The following is a 20074-nucleotide window of genomic DNA, read 5'->3' on the forward strand; positions in this document are numbered from 1 at the left end:
CCTCGCGCCCGAGCACGCGGCGGAACCACGCTCCCGATGCACGTCCGCCGAGACGGTGTGACCGCCGTCCGACCAGGCCGGTCAGTGCGACCGCCGCGACGCCGCGGGCGGGCCTTCCCGCCTGCGTCAGTGTCCCGACCGGCCCGTCGGCGGGCCGCCCGACCCCCACGGGGTCCAGGTGTGCCGGGCGTAGGGGAGCGGTCCGGGCGGCCGGGGCTGCTTCGTCCGCCTGAAGGGGGAAGAGGCGGTATCGCCCTCGCCCTCGCCCTCAATCGCCCCGGAGCGCCTGCGGGGACGTGGACCCGGCGCCCGGCGAGCGCGCCTCCGGGTTCTCCGGCAGCCTTGAGGAAGGCCCCCGTCCCGCACGGTCCGGGCCGCCCCGTGGACCCTGTGACCGGCCGCGACGGTGCTCAGGGGTGCGGGCGGTCCCTCTCCCGGCCCTGGGAGCCGTCGGTCGGCTCCGTCCAGGGGATCAGGTCCGGTTCGGCGTCCTGCCGGGCGGCGGGGGCCGACTCCGGGGCCGGTCCCCCGGACGGCGGGCCCGCCTCCGCCGCTGCGCCCTGCGGGGCGCTCCCCTCCGCCGCCGGTGCGTGCGCGGCCCGGGGGCCGGTGTCCTCCAGCTCCGGCAGCGGTTCGGCCTCCAGCTCCGGGTCGGGGTACTCGGTCACCAGCTCGATTCCGGGAACCCCCGGCGGGGAGAAGCCGAACACCTCCCCGTAGAAGGCCAGCTCCGCCTCCAGCCCCCGCTCGATGGACTCGGCCGAGCCGAACCCGTGGCCCTCGCCCTCGAACTCCAGCACCGCGTGGCGCACCCCGTGGTCCGCCAGCGCCTTGGCGAACTCCCGCGTCTGCTCCTTGGGGACCACGTGGTCCTCCGTGCCCTGCAGCAGCAGCACGGGCACCCGAATCCGGTCCGCCTTGCCGATCGGCGAACGCTCCCGGTAGGTCGCCTTATAGCCGGGCAGCGGCCCCACCAGCGTGTCCAGGTAGTGCGACTCGTAGTCGTGCGAGGTCGCGGCCATCTGCAGCAGGTCCGCCACCCCGAACAGCGACATCGCGCAGGCGAACGTGTCACCGGCGGCCGCCAGCAGGGCGGTGTACCCGCCCGCGCTCGCGCCGCGCACCGCCAGCCGCCCGGGGTCGGCCTCACCCGACTCCACCAGCGCGCGCGCCACGGCCTCGACGTCCTCCACGTCGACCACGCCCCACATGCCCGCGATCCGCTCGCGGTAGGTGCGGCCGAACCCCAGCGACCCGCTGTAGTTGACGTCCACGATGCCGATGCCGCGACTGGTGAAGTACGCCTTCAGCAGGTCCAGCCCGCTGGTGGCGCGCCCCACCGGGCCGCCGTGCACCCACACCGCGTACGGCGCCGGGCCGTCCGCCGCCCCCTGCGGATCGGTCGGCGGGTACACGTTGGCGTGTACGGCTGCGCCGTACTTGCCGGAGAACTCCACCTGCCGGGGCACCGGCAGCAGCCCGGCGTCGGGGACCCGCTCCCGGCTGGAGCGGACCACCTGCGTCCTGCCGGTGGCCGGGTCCAGCCGCACCAGGCTCTGCGGGGCCCGCGGCCCCGACGCGATCCCGACGACCTGCTCGCCGCCGCCGCCGAGCGTCTCCCAGGTGGTGAACGCACCGGTGTCCAGAGGGGTGAGTTCCAACGTGTCCGGGTCGTACACGGCGGGCGCCAGGTCGGCGCCGCCCTGCAGCACCACCAGGCGCCCGTCGGCGAGCGGCACGCAGGAGCACACGCCCAGCCGTGACGGCCCCGGGGTGAACTCGCGCTCGTCGGGGTAGAGCGCGACCGCCTGCCCGGTCAGGCCGATCTCGTACAGGTTCCACCAGCCCGACCAGTCCGACACGAAGCGCAGCCGCGAGGGGCCGCTCCACACCGGCTGCAGCACCGACTCGTCCACCCCGCCCTTGAGGGTGTAGGGGCGGTCCACGCCGTCGGCGCCCAGCGCGCCCACGCGCAGCTCGGTGCCGTCCCAGGGCATGCGCGGGTGGCTCCACGACACCCAGGCCAGGTGCTCCCCGTCGGGGGAGGGCGTGGGCGAGGCGAAGAAGTGGGCGCCGGTGACCAGTTCCGTCACAGCGGACGGGTCCTCGGCGGCCCGACCGGACAGCGGGACCGCCACGATGGCCCGGTCCACCGTGCCGTCCTCGGCGTGCCGCTCGCGCACGCACACCACCCGGCGCCCGTCGGGGGACAGCGCGGGGTCGGCGTAGCGCAGGGCTCCGGGGAAGGGCGGGGCGGGGGTGATCGGCCGGGGCTCGCGCGCGCCCCGCTCCAGCAGGTAGAGCCGCTGGTCGCTCGCCTCGGCGAAGACGATGCCGTAGCGGGTGAGGGCCTTGTCGTCGCGTCGGGGGACCGGCAGGGAGGGGGGGGNGCTCCAGGGGGCCTCCAGGAGCTCGGTGGGGGCGCCGTCCGGGCCGCACCGCATCACCGTGGTACGGCCGCCCTCCTCGGGGCGCGCCTCCTCCCACCAGACCTCGCCGTCGGCGGTCGCGGGAAACCCCAGGCGGCGGGTGCCTCGGGCGACGTCGCTCGCTGAGATCGGCGATGGCCAGGCGCCGTGGGGGGCCGTCACGCGGTCGGTCATAAGAGGATCTCTGCGTTCGCGGGGACTTTGTGTGGCATGTCGACCTTAGTCCCCCGGGGGAGCGGCGGACGAGATGCGTAGGCCATCCCCTGCGGTTTCGGAACTCCGGCGTCCGGCAGGGCGGCGCTCCCGGAGCCCGCCCCGGGGCGTCGCTGTGCGTGATCACCCGCGGCCTGCGTGTGCGCCCGCCCGTGCCCGCCTGCGCGCACGTGTGCCCCCGATCGCGGGCCGCGGCCGGATGCGGCGCCCCCGGTCCGGGTTGTCCGCGGTTCTCAGGGGGAATGCCGTCGGCCAGACGAGGCGGGAGTGGGCATTTGTTCCCCACTTGTGACCGCGCAGGAGCGGCGGTGTATTCGCCCGCGTGTCTATAGTCCCTGTCCACGCTCAGTGATCTGCTCAGTGAGCAAGCGACATTCATCGCGCGAGGAGGACGCTCGGAATGACGACGAGATTCACGGCCAAGCGGTTCGCAGCCGTTACCGCTGTGGCGGGTGGGGGGGGGGTAANNGGGCGTGATAGCGGCCGCAGGGTGCGGCGGCGGGAGCGTCCCCGGCGCGGGCGGCGGTGACGAGGAGGTCACCGGTGGCGACCTGACCCTGGGCACCGGCAGCACCGGCGGCACCTACTACCCGCTCGGCGGCGAGATCGCGCAGATCTGGTCGGACAACATCGAGGACGTGAACGTCTCCACCCAGTCCACCGGGGCCTCGGTGGAGAACATGCGCCTGCTCGACCAGGGCGAGATCGACGTCGGCATGGCGATCAACGGTGTGGCCGGGGACGCGGTCAACAGCGAGAACGACTTCGCCGACGACCCGATCGAGAACGGCGACGACGTGTTCATGCTGGGCAACGTCTACCCGGAGGTCCTGCAGATCGTCGCCACCGAGGACTCGGGCATCGAGACGGTGGAGGACCTGGAGGGCAAGCGCGTGGACATCGGCCCGCCCGGCAGCGGCACCGCGCTGGCCGCCGAGGCGGTGCTCGGGGCCTACGGCATCAGCATGGACGACATCGAGCCGTTCAACAGCACCTTCGAGGACGCGGCCACCAAGCTGGGCGACGGGCAGACCGATGCGGCCTTCGCGGTCCTCGCGGTCCCGGCCGGCAGCATCGAGCAGGTGGCCACGACCAGCGACGTCCGGCTCGTGCAGTTCGGCGGCGACGGCCTGGAGCAGCTCCAGGAGGACAACCCGTCCTACAGCCCCCTGGACATCCCGGCCGACACCTACAACGGTCAGGACGAGGACGTCACCACGGTGACCAACTGGGCGACCATGTACGTGCGCGGCAGCATGAGCGACGACCTCGCCTACAACCTCACCAAGGAGATGTACGAGCGTGCCGGCGAGATCGGCCACGACGTCGGCGAGCAGGTCCAGCTCGACACCGCCCTGGAGGGCCAGGGCGCTGTGGACCTGCACCCCGGCGCCGAGCGCTTCTACGAGGAGGAAGGCGTCCTGGGGGGCTGACGCCCCGGGCGGCACAGGGACGCGGGCGGCGCACCGGGACGATCCCGGGCGCCGCCGCTTCCTACGCGCCGGAGCGGCGGCCGCCGCCGGGGCGCTCCTGGCCGCGGCCGTGCACGGCGGTGCCGAGGCGGCCGGGGCGCGCTTCGAGGTGGCCGACCTGTCGGCCGGGCGGCTGCTGCTGTCCCGGCCGGTCCGGGAGGGCGACCGGATCCTGATGGTGCACATCCACTCCATCGCCAAGCGCCCGGTGGAGGAGGAGTTCTCCGTCCGCGGTGGGGTGCTGTCCATGGAGGAGATGCGCTTCGACACCTTCGGGGCCAACCTGCCGGTCGGCCCCGAGCACGTCGGCGGGACCACCACCGAGTTCCTGCGCGAGGAGGACGGGTACCGGGTGCTGCACCACGGGCGCCCGCTGGGCGCCGTGCAGGTGATGGTGGGCGGCCCCGAGGTGGACCACACCCTCACCCTGCCGGGGGGAGGGCGCGTGCGCCTGCTCGACCTGACGCGGCGGGGCGCACGCGTTGAACTGCGCGTCCGAGGCGGGGGGCGACCCCGCCCCGCAGGGGCGCCTGACACGAAGATGGGGATGGGGCGATGACGAGCGACCCGAAGCCCGCCACTCCCGCGCCCGAGGACGCCGAGGTCCTCCGGGAGCTGGAGAAGGACGTCGCCGAGCTGGAGCAGCACGACGCGGCGGAGGAGACCGCGGGCACGCGGAAGGACATGCGGGGCCTGTGGCGGTGGGCGGTCTTCTCGGTCGGCCTCGTGCTGAGCCTCTTCCACCTGTACACCGGGTACTTCGGCACCCTCCCGGGGCTGCAGCAGCGCGGCGTGCACCTGGCCCTGGGCCTGGGCCTGGTGTTCCTGCTGTACCCGGCCAAGGAGCAGGACACCCGTAACCAGCGGCTCTACGGGTGGGGGCTGACCGCCGCGGGCGTGGGCATCCTGGTCTACCTGGCGGCGTTCCAGATCGCCGACGTGTACGTGCTGGGCCCGGCGGTGGGGGTGCTGCTGCTCGTGCAGGCGGCCCGCTACGTGCCCTGGCGCCCGCTGGGCATGCCCGCGGCCGACGTGGTGCTCGCCCTGCTGGGCATCGGCTCGGGCCTGTTCCTGGTGGCGAACTACCAGGACATCATCCTGTCGGCCGGGCGGATCACCCCCGAGTACGTCACCGTGGGCACGGTGGGCATCCTGCTGGTGCTGGTGGCCGCCCAGCGGACGCTGGGCACCGCGCTGGTGTTCCTGGCCTCCCTGATGCTGGCCTACGCGCTGTTCGGGCCGCTCATGCCCGGTTTCCTGCACCACGGCGGCTACACCGTCGACCGCATCGTCTCCACGATGTTCCTGGGGACCGAGGGCGTGTTCGGCACACCGCTGGCGATCTCCTCGACCTTCATCTTCCTGTTCCTGGTCTTCGCCTCCATGCTCACCCGGACCGGCATGGAGCGCTTCTTCACCGACCTGGCCCTGGGCAGCACCGGGTGGGCGACCGGCGGCACCGCCAAGGTCGGCATCGTCACCAGCGCCTTCTCCGGCACCATCACCGGCAGCTCGGTGGCCAACACCGTCTCCAACGGCGCCTTCACCATCCCGATGATGAAGAAGTCGGGCTACAAGCCCGAGTACGCCGGTGCGGTGGAGGCCGCCTCCTCCACGGGCGGGCAGATCGCCCCGCCGATCATGGGCGCCGCGGCGTTCATCATGATCGAGTTCACCGGCGTGCCCTACCTGGAGATCATCAAGGCGGCGATCGTCCCGGCGATCCTGTTCTTCGTGGCCCAGTTCGTCGTCGTCCACTACGACTCCAAGAGGCTGGGCATCCGCGGCATCCCCAAGCGGCTGCTGCCCAGCGTGCGCCGCCTGATGGTCACCCGCGGCTACATGCTCATCCCGATCGTCGGGCTGTTCGTGCTGCTGTCCATGGGCTACTCGCCGATCTTCTCGGCGATGGGCGCCATCGCCATCACCATCGGCATGAACATCGTGGTGCAGCTCGTCTTCCTGCTGCTGGGCCGCTGGAAGGACATGCCCGACCGGCTCGGCCCGTGGGGGCTGCTCGACGGCCTGGTGAACGCGGCCCGGGTGGCGGTGCCGATCATCGTGGCCACCGCCACCGCCGGGATCATCGCCGGGGTGATCACCCTGACCGGGCTGGGGCTCAAGCTCAGCGGCGGGCTGGTCGCGCTGGCCGGGGGCCAGCTGCTGCCGACCATGGTGCTGTCCATGCTGGCCTGCCTGATCCTGGGCATCGGCGTGCCGACCACGGCGAACTACGTCATCACCGCCACGCTGGCCGCCCCTGCGATCATCACCATCCTGCAGGGCGACCTGGAGGCGCCCACCGTGGCGATGCTGCTGACCGCGCACATGTTCGTCTACTACTTCGGCGTGATGGCCGACATCACCCCGCCGGTGTGCCTGGCGGCCTACGCGGCGTCCGGCATCTCCGGGGGCAATCCGATCATGACGGGCGTGCAGTCGGTGCGCATCGCGGTGTCGGGCTTCGTGGTGCCGTTCATGTTCGTGCTCTCGCCCGAACTGCTGCTCCAGGAGACCACGCTGGCGACCGGCCTGATGGCGGCGGTCACCGGCATCCTGGGCGCCTCCGTCGTGGGTGTGGCGGTCGTCGGGTTCATCAACACCCGCATCGGCTGGTACCTGCGGATCCCGATGGCGGCGGCCGGGATCGCGCTGCTGCACTACGGTTGGGAGACCGACCTGGCCGGGCTGGTGGTCGCCGGTGCGGTCTTCGGCTACCAGTGGTACCGGTACCGCCCTGCGGCCGCTCCGGCCCAGGCCGCCGCGGCCGCCTGACCGCGAAGGTCCCCGGCGCGGGGCCGGCCGCCTCCGATCGGCGGGGGGGCCCNGCCCCGTATGGCCACTAGCCTGGGACATGTGAGCCAGAGTCGTACTTACCAGGTGCGGACCTACGGCTGCCAGATGAACGTGCACGACTCCGAGCGCCTGTCCGGCCTGCTGGAGGACGCGGGGTACGAGCGCGCAGCCGAAGGCAGCACCGCAGACGTCATCGTTTTCAACACGTGCGCGGTCCGGGAGAACGCCGACAACCGCCTCTACGGCAACCTCGGGCACCTGCGCCCCGTCAAGGACGCGCACCCGGGGATGCAGATCGCCGTGGGCGGGTGCCTGGCGCAGAAGGACCGCGGCGAGATCGTGCGCCGGGCCCCGTGGGTGGACGTGGTGTTCGGGACCCACAACATCGGCTCGCTGCCGGTCCTGCTGGACCGCGCGCGGGTGCAGCACGAGGCCCAGGTGGAGATCGAGGAGTCGCTGCAGACCTTCCCCTCCACGCTGCCCACGCGCCGCGAGTCGCCCTACGCCGCCTGGGTGTCGGTCTCGGTCGGCTGCAACAACACGTGCACCTTCTGCATCGTGCCGCAGCTGCGCGGCAAGGAGAAGGACCGCCGCCCGGGCGACGTCCTGTCCGAGGTGCGCGCCCTGGTCGACCAGGGCGTGGTCGAGGTGACCCTGCTGGGGCAGAACGTCAACGCCTACGGGGCCGAGTTCGGCGACCGCCGGGCCTTCTCCAAGCTGCTGCGCGCCTGCGGCGACATCGAGGGCCTGGAGCGCGTGCGCTTCACCTCCCCGCACCCGCGCGACTTCACCGACGACGTGATCGAGGCGATGGCCGAGACGCCCAACGTCATGCCGCAGCTGCACATGCCGCTGCAGTCGGGCTCCAGCCGGGTCCTCAAGGCGATGCGCCGCTCCTACCGCCAGGAGCGGTTCCTGGGCATCGTGGAGAAGGTGCGCGCGGCCATGCCGGAGGCCGCCATCACCACCGACATCATCGTCGGCTTCCCGGGCGAGACCGAGGAGGACTTCGAGGAGACGCTGCACGTGGTGCGCGAGTCCCGGTTCTCCTCGGCGTTCACCTTCCAGTACTCCAAGCGGCCCGGAACGCCCGCCGCCGAGATGGAGGGGCAGCTCCCCAAGGAGGTCGTCCAGGAGCGCTACGAGCGCCTCGTGGCCCTGCAGGAGAGCATCTCCGAGGAGGAGAACGCCAAGCTCGTCGGGCGCGAGGTGGAGCTGCTGGTCGCCGAGGGCGAAGGCCGCAAGGACGGCGAGCGGCGCCGCCTGTCGGGCCGGGCGCCCGACAACCGCCTCGTCCACTTCGCCGTGGAGGAGGGCGCCGAGGAGCCCCGGCCCGGCGACATGGTCACCGTCGGGGTCACCTACGCCGCCCCGCACCACCTGGTGGCCGACTCGGGCGTGCGCGCGTTGCGCCGCACCCGCGCGGGCGACGCCTGGGCGGCGCGCAACGGCAAGGCCGAGGGTGCCGACGGCGGGCAGGCGGGCGTCATGCTCGGCATGCCGTCGGTGGGGGCGCCCGCCCCGCAGCCCGCCGCCACCGGGGGCTGCTGCGACGCCTGAGCACCGACCCCGGGCGCACTGACGACGATCGCGGCCCCGGCCCCCGGGTGAAGGGGGCCGGGGCCGCGTGTGCGTTCCGGGCCGTACGGGCGCCGCCCGGCGTGCGCCCGCGCGCGGAAGTCAGCCCAGGCGCACCGGAAGCGCCTTGAGGCGCCAGAAGAGGGGGAACGGCTCGCGCTCCAGCTCCTCGTGGCCGACCGCCAGGGACAGGTCCGGGTAGCGCTCGAAGAGCCGGGTGAACGCCACCTCGCCTTCCTGGCGCGCCAGCGCCGCCCCCAGGCAGTAGTGGATGCCGTGCCCGAAGCCGACGTGGGACTCGCGCCGCCCGGCGGGCTCGCGGGCCAGATCCAGGCGGTCGGGCTCGGGGAAGACGTCCGGGTCGGTGTTGGCGCCGCCGAGCACGGCGAAGACCACGTCGCCGCGCCTGAAGCGCATGCCGCCGACCTCCATGTCCTCGGAGGCGTAGCGCATCCGGGTGCCCTGCACGGGGCCGTGCCGCCGCATCAGCTCGTGCGTGGCGCGCGGTCCCAGCTCCGGGTCCTCCTTGAGCAGCCGGAGCTGGTCGGGGTGGTCGAGCAGGGCGAGCGTGCCGTTGGCGATGAGGTGCGCGGTGGTCTCGTGCCCGGCCAGGATCAGGGTCAGCACGATCGAGACCAGCTCGATGTCGGAGAGCCGGTCCCCGTCCTCCTCGTGGGTGCGGATCAGCGCGGTGATCAGGTCGTCGGCGGGGGTGCGGCGCCGCTCCTCGATCAGTGCGCGGGTGTGGGCGACCAGCCCCTCCATCGCGTCCATCTGCCCGCCGGTGATCGCCGACTGGATGAGGCGGCGGCCCCAGTCCCGCCACTGCATCCGCTGCTCCTCGGGCACCCCCACCAGCTCGCAGATCACCGTGATCGGCAGCGGGTAGGCGAAGTGCTCGGACAGGTCCACCACGCCGTCCTCGGCGTGGTCGGCGAGTTCGGCCAGCAGCCGGTCGGTGATCTCCTCCACCCGCGGGCGCAGCGCGTTGACCCGCTTGACGGTGAAGGCGCGCGAGACGTGCTTGCGCATGCGGGTGTGGTCGTCGCCGTCCATGTCCAGGATGCTGGCGTCCACCAGGTAGCGGGCCTGCTCCCGGCTCAGGCCCAGGTCCATCAGGCGCTTGACGCGCACGTTCTGCACGTCGCCCCCGGCGATGGAGGCGGGGTTGTTGACGAACCGGCGGTCGGACAGCACGGCGCGCACGCCCTCGTAGCGCGAGACCAGCAGCACCGGCTGCTCCACACCGGGGAAGGAGGCCGGGACGGGCTGCTCGCGGCGGTGCAGCTCGGCGAAGAAGCCGTGCGGGTCGGACTGCAGGCGGGGGTCGGTTAGGTCGACCGCGGCGCCGCTCGCGCCGGTGTCGGCGGTGGCTGTCATGTCGCATCCTCTCTCGTCGGGCCCGGCGGCTCGCCACCGCTGCCGGGCCCGGCCCCGCAGGGGGTCAGGTGAGCTTGAGCCGCGCGATCTCCTCCCGCATCGCCCCCAGCACGCCGGTGAAGGCCTCGGCGACGCGCGGCGCGACGGCGCGGACCGCCGCGGGGTCGGGGTCGGGTGCGGGTTCGAAGGCGTTGCGCACGGTGGTGGCGAGCATCCCGGCCAGCGTCTCCGCGTCGGAGCCTTCGGCGCTCAGCAGCGGCCCGGAGGTCAGGAAGCCGGTCACCACGATGGCGTAGCAGCGGCGTTGGTCGTCGAGTGGGCTGTCGGTGCGCAGCAGGCCGTTCTCGCGCAGCAGGGCGAAGTGGCCGCGCTGCGCCTCGCGGCGGCGTTCGATGAGGTCGCCGAGGACGCGCCGGGCCTCGCGGGTGAGGATGCCGAGCGTCTCGGAGTTGCCGATCAGCACCGCGTGCAGGACCGGGTCGGCGTCGGCGCCGAGGTAGGTGGAGCGGGCGGAGCGGTGGGGCAGGACCGCCATGGGGTCGGTGCGGATCTCGGCGATCAGCCGCTCGGCCAGGGCCGCCTGCGCCCGGAGCATCACGGTCAAAAACAGCGCCTCCTTGGTGGGGAAGTGCAGGTAGACCGTGCCCTTGCCGACGTCGGCGCGGTGCGCGACCTCGCTGACGGACACGCGGCGGTAGCCGTGCGCCGCCAGGAGGTCCGCGGCGGCGTCGAGGATGCGCTCGGCGCGCAGGTCCTTTTCGGCGTCGCTGGTGTCGGCTTCGCGTGTTCGCCCCGCCATTCCCGTCCGCTCCTCCTCGCCCGTGCGGTGCCCCGGCGGGCGGATGCCGTGCCGGACCGCGTCGTCTCGTGACCAAATTGTCAAAACCGGTCATCTGGTCATGCCGTCACGGTAGTCCGGCCGGTGCCCGACGGCAAGAGGGCGCGAAGAGCTCTTCCGCAGAACGTCCGATCTCCGGCCTCTTCGGCGTCGACCGACCTCCCATTCCGCTCGGCCGAGGAGCATCGGGACGGCGTCCTCTGGAGTGGCGTGGCTCTCGGCGGCCATGGCCGGTCGGCCGAAGACCGGCCGCCGACAGGCAGGGCGCCGGTCAGGGAACCGGCGCAGAGGCAGGGCCGCCCCGAGGCCGTGACGATCGCATCGGCCTGGTCGGACGGAGAATCCGCGGACGTGGCCGGCGCCGTCCGCAGGCGTTCCCGAGGTGGACCGGAAGAACGGTCTAGGGTGGGGAGCCATGCTGACCGCCGCCGCAGTGTGCCCGTTTCCGCCCCTGCTCGTCCCCGAGGTGGCCGGTGGGGCCGCCGCGGAGCTGGAGCCGCTGAGGCGTGAGTGCGGCGCGGTGGTCGGGGCCCTGAACACCTGCGGCGCGGACCGCCTCGTCGTCGTCGGACCGGGGGAGCGGACGCTCCGCCACGGGCCCGACAGCGGGGGAGACCTGGCGCCCTACGGCGTGCCGTTCCCCGTCGGCCCGCAGCCGCCGGTGCTGCCGCTGTCGCTGACCATCGGCCGAAGGCTCGCCGAGTGCGAGGGCGCGGCCCCGGACGCCTACGTCGAGGTGGCCTCCGACGCCGCGCCGGAGGAATGCCTCGCGCTCGGGGCGGAGCTGGCGGTCGAGGCGTCGGCCGTGGCCCTGCTGGTGATGGGCGACGGAAGCGCGCGCCGCCCGCCGTCCTCGCCCGGCAGGCCGGACGAACGGGCGCCCGCCTTCGACGAGGAGGTGGCGTCGGCCCTGGCGCGCGCCGACGCCGACGCGCTGGCCCGGATCGACCCGGCCCTGGCCCGGGAGCTGATGGCCGCAGGACGGCCCGCCTGGCAGGTCCTCGCCGGTGCGGCGGGTGGGGAGGCCGTGAAGGGGGAGCTCCTCGCCCACCAGGCGCCGTACGGCGTCGGCTACTTCGTGGCCCGCTGGACCCGCGATTGACCGCTGCCCCCCGTCGCCGGTCCCGGGGAGCGCGCAGCGTCAGGGGGTGTGTGCGGAGCCGAGGCCGGTGCCCTTCCTGATGCCCTCCTCCACCAGCGCAAGCGCGCGCTCGGTCAGGTCGGGGGCGTCATAGGGGAGCCACCGCACGCGCGGGTCGCGGCGGAACCACGACTCCTGGCGTCGGGCGAAGCGGCGGGTGGCGCGGACGGTCTCCTCGCGCGCCTCCTCCTCGGTGCACTCCCCGCGCAGGAACCGCAACACCTGGGCGTAGCCCAGCGCGCGCGGCGCCGTCCTCCCCTCGGACAGGCCGTGCGCATCCAGGGCGCGGACCTCCTCCACCAGGCCCGCCTGCCACATCCGGTCCACGCGAAGTTCGATGCGCTCGTCCAGCGCGGGGCGCGGCACCCCCAGGCCGACCTGGACCGACGGGTAGGAGGAGGCATGGTCGGGCAGGGTGGCCGTGAACGGGCGGCCGGTCAGCTCGATCACCTCCAGCGCGCGCACGATGCGGCGCCCGTTGCTCGGCAGGATGGCCTCGGCGGCCGCGGGGTCGCGCTCGGCCAGGCGCGCGTGCAGCGGGCCCGGACCGGACTCGTCCAGCTCGGCCTCCAGGCGCGCGCGCACCTGCGGGTCGGTGCCGGGGAACTCCAGATTGTCCAGGACGGCGCGCACGTACAGGCCCGAGCCCCCGACGAGGACCGGCACGGCGCCCTGGAAGCGCAGGCGGTCGACGATCCCGCGCGCGAGGTGCTGGAACCGGGCGACGTCGGCGGGCTCGGTCACGTCCCAGATGTCGAGCAGGTGGTGCTCGACCCCGCGCCGCTCCTCCTCGGCCATCTTGGCGGTGCCGATGTCCATGCCGCGGTAGAGCTGCATGGAGTCGGCGTTGATGATCTCCGCGTGGCGGCCGGAGGCGCGCAGGCGCAGCGCGATATCGACGGCGAGGTCGGACTTCCCGGCCGCGGTGGGGCCGACGACGGACACGACCGGCACCCCGGTCCGCCCCTCCGCGGCGCCCTCACCCGCGGTGTCGCCGAACCTGGTCCCGTCGTTGTCCGTGCTCGTGCCCATTCCTCCAGTTTGGCAGCGGGCGGCGACCCGATCGGACGCCCGCGCGGCCTCCCCGGGACCGGCGGCGCATGGGCGGTGGCGGGCCTGTCGTCCGGTACGGCTACGAGGTCGCCGATGGAGTCATAAGATGATCTCCATGCGTTTCGCCAAAGGCCACGGCACCGAGAACGACTTCGTCATCCTCCCCGATCCGGACGGTGCCCTGGACCTCGGTGCCGGTCTCGTGGCGCGGCTGTGCGACCGCCGCGCCGGGATCGGCGGGGACGGCGTGCTGCGGGTCGTCCGCACGCGCGCGCTCGGCGAGGCGCTCACCGGCGCCGCCGCATCCTCCGAGGCCGCCGAGTGGTTCATGGACTACCGCAACGCCGACGGCAGCATCGCCGAGATGTGCGGCAACGGCGTGCGGGTCTTCGCCCGCTACCTCCTGCACGCGGGCCTGGCCGAGGGGCGGAGCATCGACGTCGGCACGCGCGCGGGCCTGCGCACGGTCGCGATCGAGGACAACGGCGACGTCACCGTGGACATGGGGCGCCCGGAGGTCTTCGGCGACGGCGGCGCGCGGCTGGCCGACGGCCGCGAGGTGCGCGGGCTGCGCGTCTCCGTCGGCAACCCCCACCTGGCCTGCGTGGTCGACGGCCCGGTCGCCGACCTCGACCTGACCGCCGCCCCGGTGCTCGACCAGGCGGCCTTTCCCGAGGGCGGCAACGTCGAGGTGGTCGCCCCGGCGGGTGAGGGCGTGCTGGACATGCGCGTGTACGAGCGCGGGTCGGGGGAGACGCGCTCCTGCGGCACCGGCATCGTCGCCGCCGCCGTCGCGGCCACCCGCGCCGCCGGGGCCGCCCCCGACCAGGGCGCCACCTGGCGGGTCCGGGTCCCCGGGGGCGAGTGCCTGGTCCTGCTCGACGCCAGGGGCGCCCGCCTGCGCGGCCCCGCCGCCATCATCGCGGAAGGCCAGGTCCGTCTGGGGTGAGCCGGGCGGCGCTGTTCCTGCTGCGCCGGCTGGCGGGGTACGCCCTCCTGCTGGCGGCGGCCTCCAGCTGTGCCTACCTGCTCAGCGCCGCGGTGCTCGACCCCACCGGCAACTACGCGGCGCAGCAGCCGCCCCCGCCCCCGCAGGCGGTGGAGCGCCAGCTCGCCGAGCGCAACCTCGACCCCGAGGTGCCGCTGGCCCGGCGCTACCTGGTGTGGGCCTCCGGCGCGGTCACCGGCGACCTCGGGCAGACCTGGGACGGCCGCCCGGTCGGGGCCGAACTGGCCGACCGTGCGGGGGCCAGCACCCGCCTGCTCCTGTTGGGCGCGGTCGTGGGGTCGGCCGCCGGGGTGGCCTGGGGCGCCTGGGCGGGGGCGCGCAAGGACGGGGCGGGCGACACGGCGGCCACCCTCGGGGCGGTGGTGCTGATCTCGGTGCCGCCGCTGGTGGTGGCGGTCGTCCTGCAGACCCTGGCGATCGGGCTCAACACGGCCTCGGGGGAGGCGCTGCTGCGCACCGCCGGGGAGGCGCCGCCGGGGGCCGGGCTCGCCGACCGGGTCCGCTACATGGTGCTGCCGACGGTGGCGCTGGCCCTGCCGCTGGCCGCGGTGGTCAGCCGGTACCAGCGGGGCCTGATGGCCGGCGAGGCCGGTGCGGACTACGTGCGCACCGCCCGCGCCAAGGGGCTCACCCGCGGGCGGGCGCTGCGCGGGCACGCCCTGCGCACCAGCCTCGTCCCGGCCTCCACCTATGTGGCCTACACCGCCGCGGCCATGTTCACCGGCGCCGTCTTCGTCGAGCGGGTGTTCGGGCGGCACGGTGTGGGCGGGATGCTGGTGGAGGCGGTGGAGGCCGGGGACGTGAACGCGGCGGCCGCGGCGTGCGCCTTCGGCGCGGTGTGCGTGATCGCCGCGGGTGCGCTGTCCGACACGGTGCGCGTCGTGCTCGATCCGCGGGTCCGAAGCTGAGGCGCCGGGGGCGGAACCGCAGTAGTATTTCCGGATTGTTCCAATCGTGGCTTTCGTCCGCGACGAGCCCCCCGGCCGCCCCTCGGCCGTCGGGAACCGTCCGAAAGGGGTGCACGTGGGAGAGGGACGTGCCCGGCGCGGCGCCGTGCTGCTGTGCGCGCTCGCCGTCGGCGCCGCGGCCTGCTCGCCCGTGGAGGAGGGCGCCGGATCCCGGCCCGCTGCCGCGGGGGGCGTGGACGTGGGCGCCGCCGACCGCGCCGACCTCGAACCCGGCGGCACCCTCGACTGGGGGATCAACGAGTTCCCCGCGCAGTGGAACCCCCACCACGCCGACGGCAACCTGGCCACGGTGCGCACCGTCACCGACGCCGTGCTGCCCACCCCCTTCGAGGTGGACGCGGAGGAGGGGCCCCGGCCCGACCCCGACTACCTGCTCGGCGCCGAGGTGCGCGAGGCCGGGCCGGACCGCCCGCAGACGGTGGTCCTGCGCCTCAATCCCGAGGCGCACTGGTCCGACGGCACCCCCATCACCTGGCGGGACTACCGGGCCACGGCCGAAGCACTGGACGGCGGGGACGACGGCTACCGGGTGCGCGGCGAGGTCGGCTACGACCGCATCGCCCGCGTGCGGCAGGGCGCCGACGAGTTCGAGGCGGTCGTGGAGTTCTCCGAGCCGTTCTCGGAGTACCCGTCGCTGTTCGCCCCGCTGCTGCCCGAGCCGGTGGCGGGGGGCCCCGAGGNCCGAGGCGTTCAACGGCGACTACAAGGGCGACATCCCGCTGACCGCCGGGCCGTTCGAGGTGGCCGGGGTCGACGAGGGCGCCCGCCGGGTGGAGCTTCGGCGCTCGGAGGACTGGTGGGGCGACCCCGCGGTGCTCGACGGGATCGTGTTCACCGCCATGGACCAGGAGGGGCTGGACAGCGCGTTCCTGGACGGCGGCATCGACACCTACGCGCTGCCCGTGGACGCCGGGTCCTTCGCGCGGGCGAACTCCGCCGGGGACGGGGAGGTGCGCGTCGCCCTGGGGCCGGACTACCGGCACATCACCCTGAACGGTGAGAGCCCCCTGCTGCGGGACCGGCGGGTGCGGCACGCGGTGTTCCTCGGGGTGAACCGGCAGGCCCTGGCGGACGCGGCACTGAGCGGCCTGGGGATGGACGCCGAGCCGCTGGGCAACCACTTCCTGCTGGAGGGGCAGCCCGGTTTCACCGACAACAGCGGCCGGTGGGGGCGGCACGACCCGGAGCGCGCCGCCGCGCTGTTGGACGAGGCCGGGTGGGAGCCCGGCGCCGACGGCATCCGCGAGAAGGACGGGACCCCGCTCGAACTGCGCTACCTGGTCCCCCGCGGATTCCGCCCGGCCCAGGACGAGGCGGAGATGGTGCAGGCCATGCTCGGCGAGGCGGGCATCGGCGTCGACATCGAGCAGGTGGGCGGGGACGTACTGTTCTCGCGCTACGTGCTGCCGGGCGACTACGACATGGTCGCGTTCGTCAACACCGGCGGCCGGTTCCCGATCTCCAACTCGCTCCCGCAGTGGGCGTCCCCGGCCGAGGGGCCCGACGGCGAGGAGTGGCGCTCCAACGTGGGCCGCATCGCCTCCGAGGAGATCGACACGGCGATGGACGAGGCGCTGGAGACCCTCGACGAGGAGGCGTCCCTGCGAGCGGTGAACCGCGCCGACGAGGCCCTGTGGCAGGAGGGCCACACGTTGCCGCTGTACCAGCGCCCCCAACTGGTGGCGGTCCGGACGAACCTGGCCAACATCGGAGCCCCGGGCTTCGGGACCTACGACTACGAGGACATCGGCTACCTGAAGGGGTGAGGCGGCACGCCGTGCGCCGCTGTCCGCGTGGACCCCGCCCCCGCCCCGAGGAGGCGGCGAGGGCGGGGTCCACGCGCAGGTGTCGGTGGCTCCGGCATCAGGTCGGCAGTGGTGCGGGTGTCCTGTCGGGTGTGAGCAGGGTGAGGGACAGGCATCCGCCGCGGGGCGTGCCGAAGTAGAGCCAGTGGGCGGTGAGGGCGTCGATGAGGAACATCCCCCTCCCGCACTCGGCGTCCAGGTCGGCGCCTGCGGAGCCCGGTCGAACCCTGGGCCGGTCTGCGGGGTTCAGCGGCCCGGCGTCGGTGAGGTCGATGTAGAGGGGGCCGTCCGCCGTGGCGTAGAGGGCCAGGAGGACGGTTCCCCCTTCGAGGCCGCTGCGGGTGTGGCGCCGGGCGTTGCAGAAGGCCTCATCGACGCACAGTTCGGCGTCGTCGACCAGGGAGTCGGCCCAGAGTGGGCGCAGGCGCACGCGGGTGATCGCGCGAGCGATACGGAGGCCGTCGTAGTCACAGGGGAGTTCTTCCCGCACGTTGAGGGCGAGGCGGCTCATGGCTCATGCCACCGCCTTGATGCGCGCCCGGCGTCGGAGGACATCGCTGAGGCTTATGGGGGGCGGTTCCCGGAGAAGGACCTCCGCCGCGGTGGCCGGGTCGTTGGCATCGCACTCCAGTCCGGGGCCGACGAGGCTCCACCCGCTGACGGTCTCGGCGGCGACGACGCAGACGGTTCCTCGTCGAAGCGCTACGTACAGGACGGGTGCGCCTTCCAGCGGGAGTGTGATCAGGCAGCGAACACCCCACCTGGTGAGCTGTTCGGCAAGAGCCTGGAGGCTGCGTCGTTTAGCAGCGTGCCTCGCCTCTTCCGGGGAAGTCGAGTGTTGATGGGTCGTCTGGTTAACATCGGACATGTCTTCACCTCTTGGACAGGTGCGGGCCGTGCCCCGGGGCCGTGCCAGCGGTCGCCGGGGTTTCTCCAATTCAGGCCGTCCGAAAGTTCCCGCTGACGCGATCGTGTGTCTACGAGGGCGGCAGGAGATGCAGGTGAGGCCTGGTTTCCTTCACTGTCAACACTGCATGTGCTCGATGATGGTGCCTAGTCTGTTGTCAGGTTCGACAGGAAAATGAAGAAACAGGTAGCACGTTGAAGCCACATGTGGTTCTTTGAAGCCATGAAGCCGGTCGTCGCCCCCGAAGACCAAGCGGCCACTGTCCAGTTCGGTGCAGAACTTCAACGGCTGCGTGAGATGGCGGGACTGTCGCAGCGTGGGCTTGGGAAGGCCGTCGGCATCTCCGGCCAGCAGGTAGGCGCGGTGGAGCGAGCGACACGCAACCCCTCAAGGGAACTTGCGGAGAGCGCAGACCGTGTGCTCGGTGCAAACGGATCGCTACTCGCCTTGTGGCCACGGGCGCGCCGTACCCCACACCGCTGGCTGGAGGACTATGTCGAGCTAGAAGCCAAGGCACATTCGATTCGCGTCTTCCATTGCCAGATCGTGCCCGGCCTCCTCCAGACCGCCGACTACGCTGGCCAGATCCTGAGAGCGACGTGGCCGCCGCACACAGAGGCCCAGATTGACGCGCACGTAGAGGCACGCATGCGGCGCCAGGAGATATTCGAGCGTGCGGTGCCCCCGATGGTCTCCGTGGTCTTGGACGAGGCGGCGCTCATGCGCGGCGCTGGGGACTCCGCTGTGATGAAGCAGCAGGTGGAGCGCTTGATGCTGATGGCACAGCGGCCGTTCGTCAGCATCCAGGTTCTTCCGATGTCCGCAGGTCCCCATGCGGCGACCGAAGGGTCGTTCATCGTCCTTGACCTGACGCAGACCGAGAGCGTCGTGTACGTCGAGCCTGTGGGACCTGGGCAATTGCTCACGGACGTCGAGATCGTGGGAAACTCCGGCCGGAGATTCGGGTCCTTGCAGGGACAGGCCATGTCGCCTGCGGAGAGCCTGGTCTACTTGGAGTCGCTACATGGAGGAGGCCGTGATGGACCGTAGGCCCTGGCATAAGTCCAGCTACAGCGGTGGGCAAGGAGGCGAGTGTGTTGAGGTGGCCGAGGGCCTGAGAACCGCCGTCCGCGACACGCAGCACCGCCACCTCGGCCGTCTGGAGTTCCCCGTCTCTGAATGGGAAGGGTTCCTGCGCTCCCTCAAGCAGCAGAAGCTCTGACCACAGTGACCCTCCCTTGCCCATTCGACGCGTCCCTCCCGCCGGTAGCGTCGCGGGCGCTCGTCGAGAAGATCAAGAAGGAGTACGGCAGTGATCAGTGCGCAGTGGGCGAAGGCCAGCTACAGCCAGAAGGGGATGGACAACTGCGTCGAGTGCCGGTCTGCCCCGGGACATGGTGTGCTGGTTCGCGACACGCAGCACCGCCGCCTCGGCCATCTTGAGTTCCCGGTCTCCGAATGGGAAGGGTTCCTGCGCTCCCTCAAGCAGCGGAAGCTCTGACCTCCGCCGTTCGGTCACCCGGCGGGGAAGACCACGTCGGCGCGGTCTTCTACGGCCTCCTCTCCGTCGTTCAGGAGCGCGATGCGGCCGTCGCCGTAGCGGGCGGTCCAGCCCTCGCCGAGGTCGAATTCGCGGAGTCCGCCTCCCTCCACGGGGGCCCAGGCTTCGGCATCCGGCCCCAGGGCGTAGCCGCGGGGTTCGGCGGATTCGTCGTAGACGCAGTTCCCGTCGAATTCGGCCTCGGAGGCGTAGTCCGAGTCGGGGCCCCAGGGCATGAAGACGGCCCTGGCCCTGCCCTCCTCGTCGAACCAGGCCGCGCTCAGGTTCCGGGCATCGCTGTCCTGCACCTCGGCCTGCACCGACCCGTCGGTGAAGTCGACCACGTGGACCCGCGACGCCGGGGCGCACGGGGACGTCGACACGCCGAAGAAATGGGTGACGACCATGCCGCGGGTGCCGTCCGGGCTTACTGCGGTGACCACCTCCGTGCTGAACTCCTCGTTGTCGGTCTCGACCACACGGCGGGCCTCCTCCGGGGAGAGGATCTCGTACACGGTGGTGCGGAGGGGAGTGTCCGGAGCATCCCTGTCGTGGGCGTAGGTGCGCAGTTCGCCTCCGCTCCACATCGACGCGAGCTCGATGTTCGGTGTGGAGTCCAGGGGAGGGCCGTCAGGGATCTGGGGGATGTCGTGGCCGGTGGGGTCGCCGCCGTCGTCGGGGTAGGCGAGCAGGTCGTCCTCGGAGCCCGTGGAGACGAGCGTGTCACCGAGGAAGCCGATGGTGCACCAGTCGCAGGTCCACGTCTGTTCCTCGCCACCGGCCAGGTCGCGCAGGTGGATGGTCCCTCCGGTGGCGGGCGCGCCTGTCTCATCCAGTTCGATCCACGCGACCTTGGAGCCGTCGGCCGACCACCTCACCGCTCCCGGGGCCACCTCTTCTTCGAGGACCTCCACCTCGCCTCCCGGCCCGGTGACGGCTTTGAGC

At 72.9% G+C, this 20074-nt stretch carries 18 protein-coding genes; 11 read left to right on the forward strand and 7 right to left on the reverse strand.

Translation table 11 applies throughout. The annotated features are described in order from the left end of the window. Positions 1-410 precede the first annotated feature (410 nt). Positions 411-2603, reverse strand: a complete 2193-nt coding sequence (locus tag D476_RS0129530; protein ID WP_017627485.1) for a S9 family peptidase — start codon at positions 2601-2603, stop codon at positions 411-413. 512 nt (positions 2604-3115) lie between these two features. On the opposite strand from D476_RS0129530, the gene D476_RS0129535 reads away from it, so the two are divergent. From D476_RS0129535 to miaB, 4 genes are all read left to right on the forward strand, one after another. Continuing rightward, positions 3116-4075, forward strand: a complete 960-nt coding sequence (locus D476_RS0129535; protein WP_017627486.1) for a TAXI family TRAP transporter solute-binding subunit — start codon at positions 3116-3118, stop codon at positions 4073-4075. Positions 4076-4184: 109 nt separating this feature from the next. Further along, complete coding sequence (locus D476_RS0129540; protein ID WP_017627487.1) at positions 4185-4673, forward strand: DUF1850 domain-containing protein; 489 nt, start codon at positions 4185-4187, stop codon at positions 4671-4673. Continuing rightward, on the forward strand, positions 4670-6889 hold the full coding sequence (locus D476_RS0129545) for a TRAP transporter permease (RefSeq protein ID WP_017627488.1): 2220 nt from the start codon (positions 4670-4672) through the stop codon (positions 6887-6889). Before D476_RS0129540 ends, D476_RS0129545 begins: the two co-directional genes overlap by 4 nt. A 105-nt stretch (positions 6890-6994) precedes the next feature. Beyond that, the gene (gene miaB / locus D476_RS0129550) at positions 6995-8470 is read left to right on the forward strand and encodes a tRNA (N6-isopentenyl adenosine(37)-C2)-methylthiotransferase MiaB (RefSeq protein WP_026123972.1); all 1476 of its coding nucleotides are present in this window, start codon (positions 6995-6997) and stop codon (positions 8468-8470) included. A gap of 120 nt (positions 8471-8590) precedes the next feature. Here miaB and D476_RS0129555 read toward each other — a convergent pair whose 3' ends face one another. After that, positions 8591-9868, reverse strand: coding sequence for a cytochrome P450 family protein (locus D476_RS0129555; RefSeq protein WP_017627490.1), 1278 nt, complete (start codon positions 9866-9868; stop codon positions 8591-8593). A gap of 64 nt (positions 9869-9932) precedes the next feature. Next, a complete protein-coding gene (locus D476_RS0129560) occupies positions 9933-10667 on the reverse strand; it encodes a TetR/AcrR family transcriptional regulator (RefSeq protein ID WP_017627491.1) in 735 nt (244 codons plus the stop codon). Between the two features lie 454 nt (positions 10668-11121). Here D476_RS0129560 and D476_RS0129565 point away from each other — a divergent pair, with 454 nt between their 5' ends. Further along, positions 11122-11808: a class III extradiol dioxygenase subunit B-like domain-containing protein gene (locus D476_RS0129565; protein ID WP_017627492.1), complete on the forward strand. Its 687-nt coding sequence runs from the start codon at positions 11122-11124 to the stop codon at positions 11806-11808. A 39-nt stretch (positions 11809-11847) separates the two neighbouring features. Here the strand turns inward: D476_RS0129565 and miaA are convergent, their stop codons facing one another. Beyond that, complete coding sequence (gene miaA, locus D476_RS0129570) at positions 11848-12879, reverse strand: tRNA (adenosine(37)-N6)-dimethylallyltransferase MiaA (protein ID WP_017627493.1); 1032 nt, start codon at positions 12877-12879, stop codon at positions 11848-11850. Positions 12880-13006: 127 nt separating this feature from the next. Between miaA and dapF the strand changes: the two genes are divergently transcribed. The 3 genes from dapF to D476_RS39485 all read left to right on the forward strand — a co-directional run bounded on the left by dapF (position 13007) and on the right by D476_RS39485 (position 16643). Beyond that, a complete protein-coding gene (gene dapF, locus D476_RS0129575; protein WP_017627494.1) occupies positions 13007-13849 on the forward strand; it encodes a diaminopimelate epimerase in 843 nt (280 codons plus the stop codon). Further along, positions 13846-14817 carry an ABC transporter permease gene (locus D476_RS0129580; protein WP_017627495.1) on the forward strand — a complete coding sequence of 324 codons (972 nt, stop codon included), beginning with the start codon at positions 13846-13848 and terminating at the stop codon, positions 14815-14817. The genes dapF and D476_RS0129580 overlap by 4 nt, the downstream gene beginning before the upstream one ends. Before the next feature lie 800 nt (positions 14818-15617). Next, a complete protein-coding gene (locus D476_RS39485) occupies positions 15618-16643 on the forward strand; it encodes an ABC transporter substrate-binding protein (RefSeq protein WP_017627496.1) in 1026 nt (341 codons plus the stop codon). Between the two features lie 97 nt (positions 16644-16740). Here D476_RS39485 and D476_RS0129590 read toward each other — a convergent pair whose 3' ends face one another. Both D476_RS0129590 and D476_RS37740 read right to left on the reverse strand, forming a co-directional pair. Then, complete coding sequence (locus D476_RS0129590; RefSeq protein WP_017627497.1) at positions 16741-17193, reverse strand: ATP-binding protein; 453 nt, start codon at positions 17191-17193, stop codon at positions 16741-16743. A 3-nt stretch (positions 17194-17196) separates the two neighbouring features. Further along, positions 17197-17550, reverse strand: coding sequence for a hypothetical protein (locus D476_RS37740; protein ID WP_152529466.1), 354 nt, complete (start codon positions 17548-17550; stop codon positions 17197-17199). A 243-nt stretch (positions 17551-17793) separates the two neighbouring features. Here D476_RS37740 and D476_RS0129595 point away from each other — a divergent pair, with 243 nt between their 5' ends. The 3 genes from D476_RS0129595 to D476_RS0129605 all read left to right on the forward strand — a co-directional run bounded on the left by D476_RS0129595 (position 17794) and on the right by D476_RS0129605 (position 19090). Beyond that, positions 17794-18639 (forward strand): helix-turn-helix domain-containing protein, encoded by an 846-nt coding sequence (locus D476_RS0129595; RefSeq protein WP_017627498.1) that lies wholly within the window; start codon positions 17794-17796, stop codon positions 18637-18639. Continuing rightward, complete coding sequence (locus D476_RS35825) at positions 18629-18811, forward strand: DUF397 domain-containing protein (protein WP_051061877.1); 183 nt, start codon at positions 18629-18631, stop codon at positions 18809-18811. The genes D476_RS0129595 and D476_RS35825 overlap by 11 nt, the downstream gene beginning before the upstream one ends. A 90-nt stretch (positions 18812-18901) precedes the next feature. Next, complete coding sequence (locus tag D476_RS0129605) at positions 18902-19090, forward strand: DUF397 domain-containing protein (RefSeq protein WP_017627500.1); 189 nt, start codon at positions 18902-18904, stop codon at positions 19088-19090. Positions 19091-19104: 14 nt separating this feature from the next. Here the strand turns inward: D476_RS0129605 and D476_RS38080 are convergent. Next, positions 19105-20074 (reverse strand): hypothetical protein (locus D476_RS38080; RefSeq protein WP_160167459.1); only part of this gene is annotated, 970 nt, incomplete at its 5' end.

Origin of the sequence: Nocardiopsis chromatogenes YIM 90109, assembly GCF_000341185.1 — a bacterium.
GTDB lineage: Bacteria > Actinomycetota > Actinomycetes > Streptosporangiales > Streptosporangiaceae > Nocardiopsis_A > Nocardiopsis_A chromatogenes.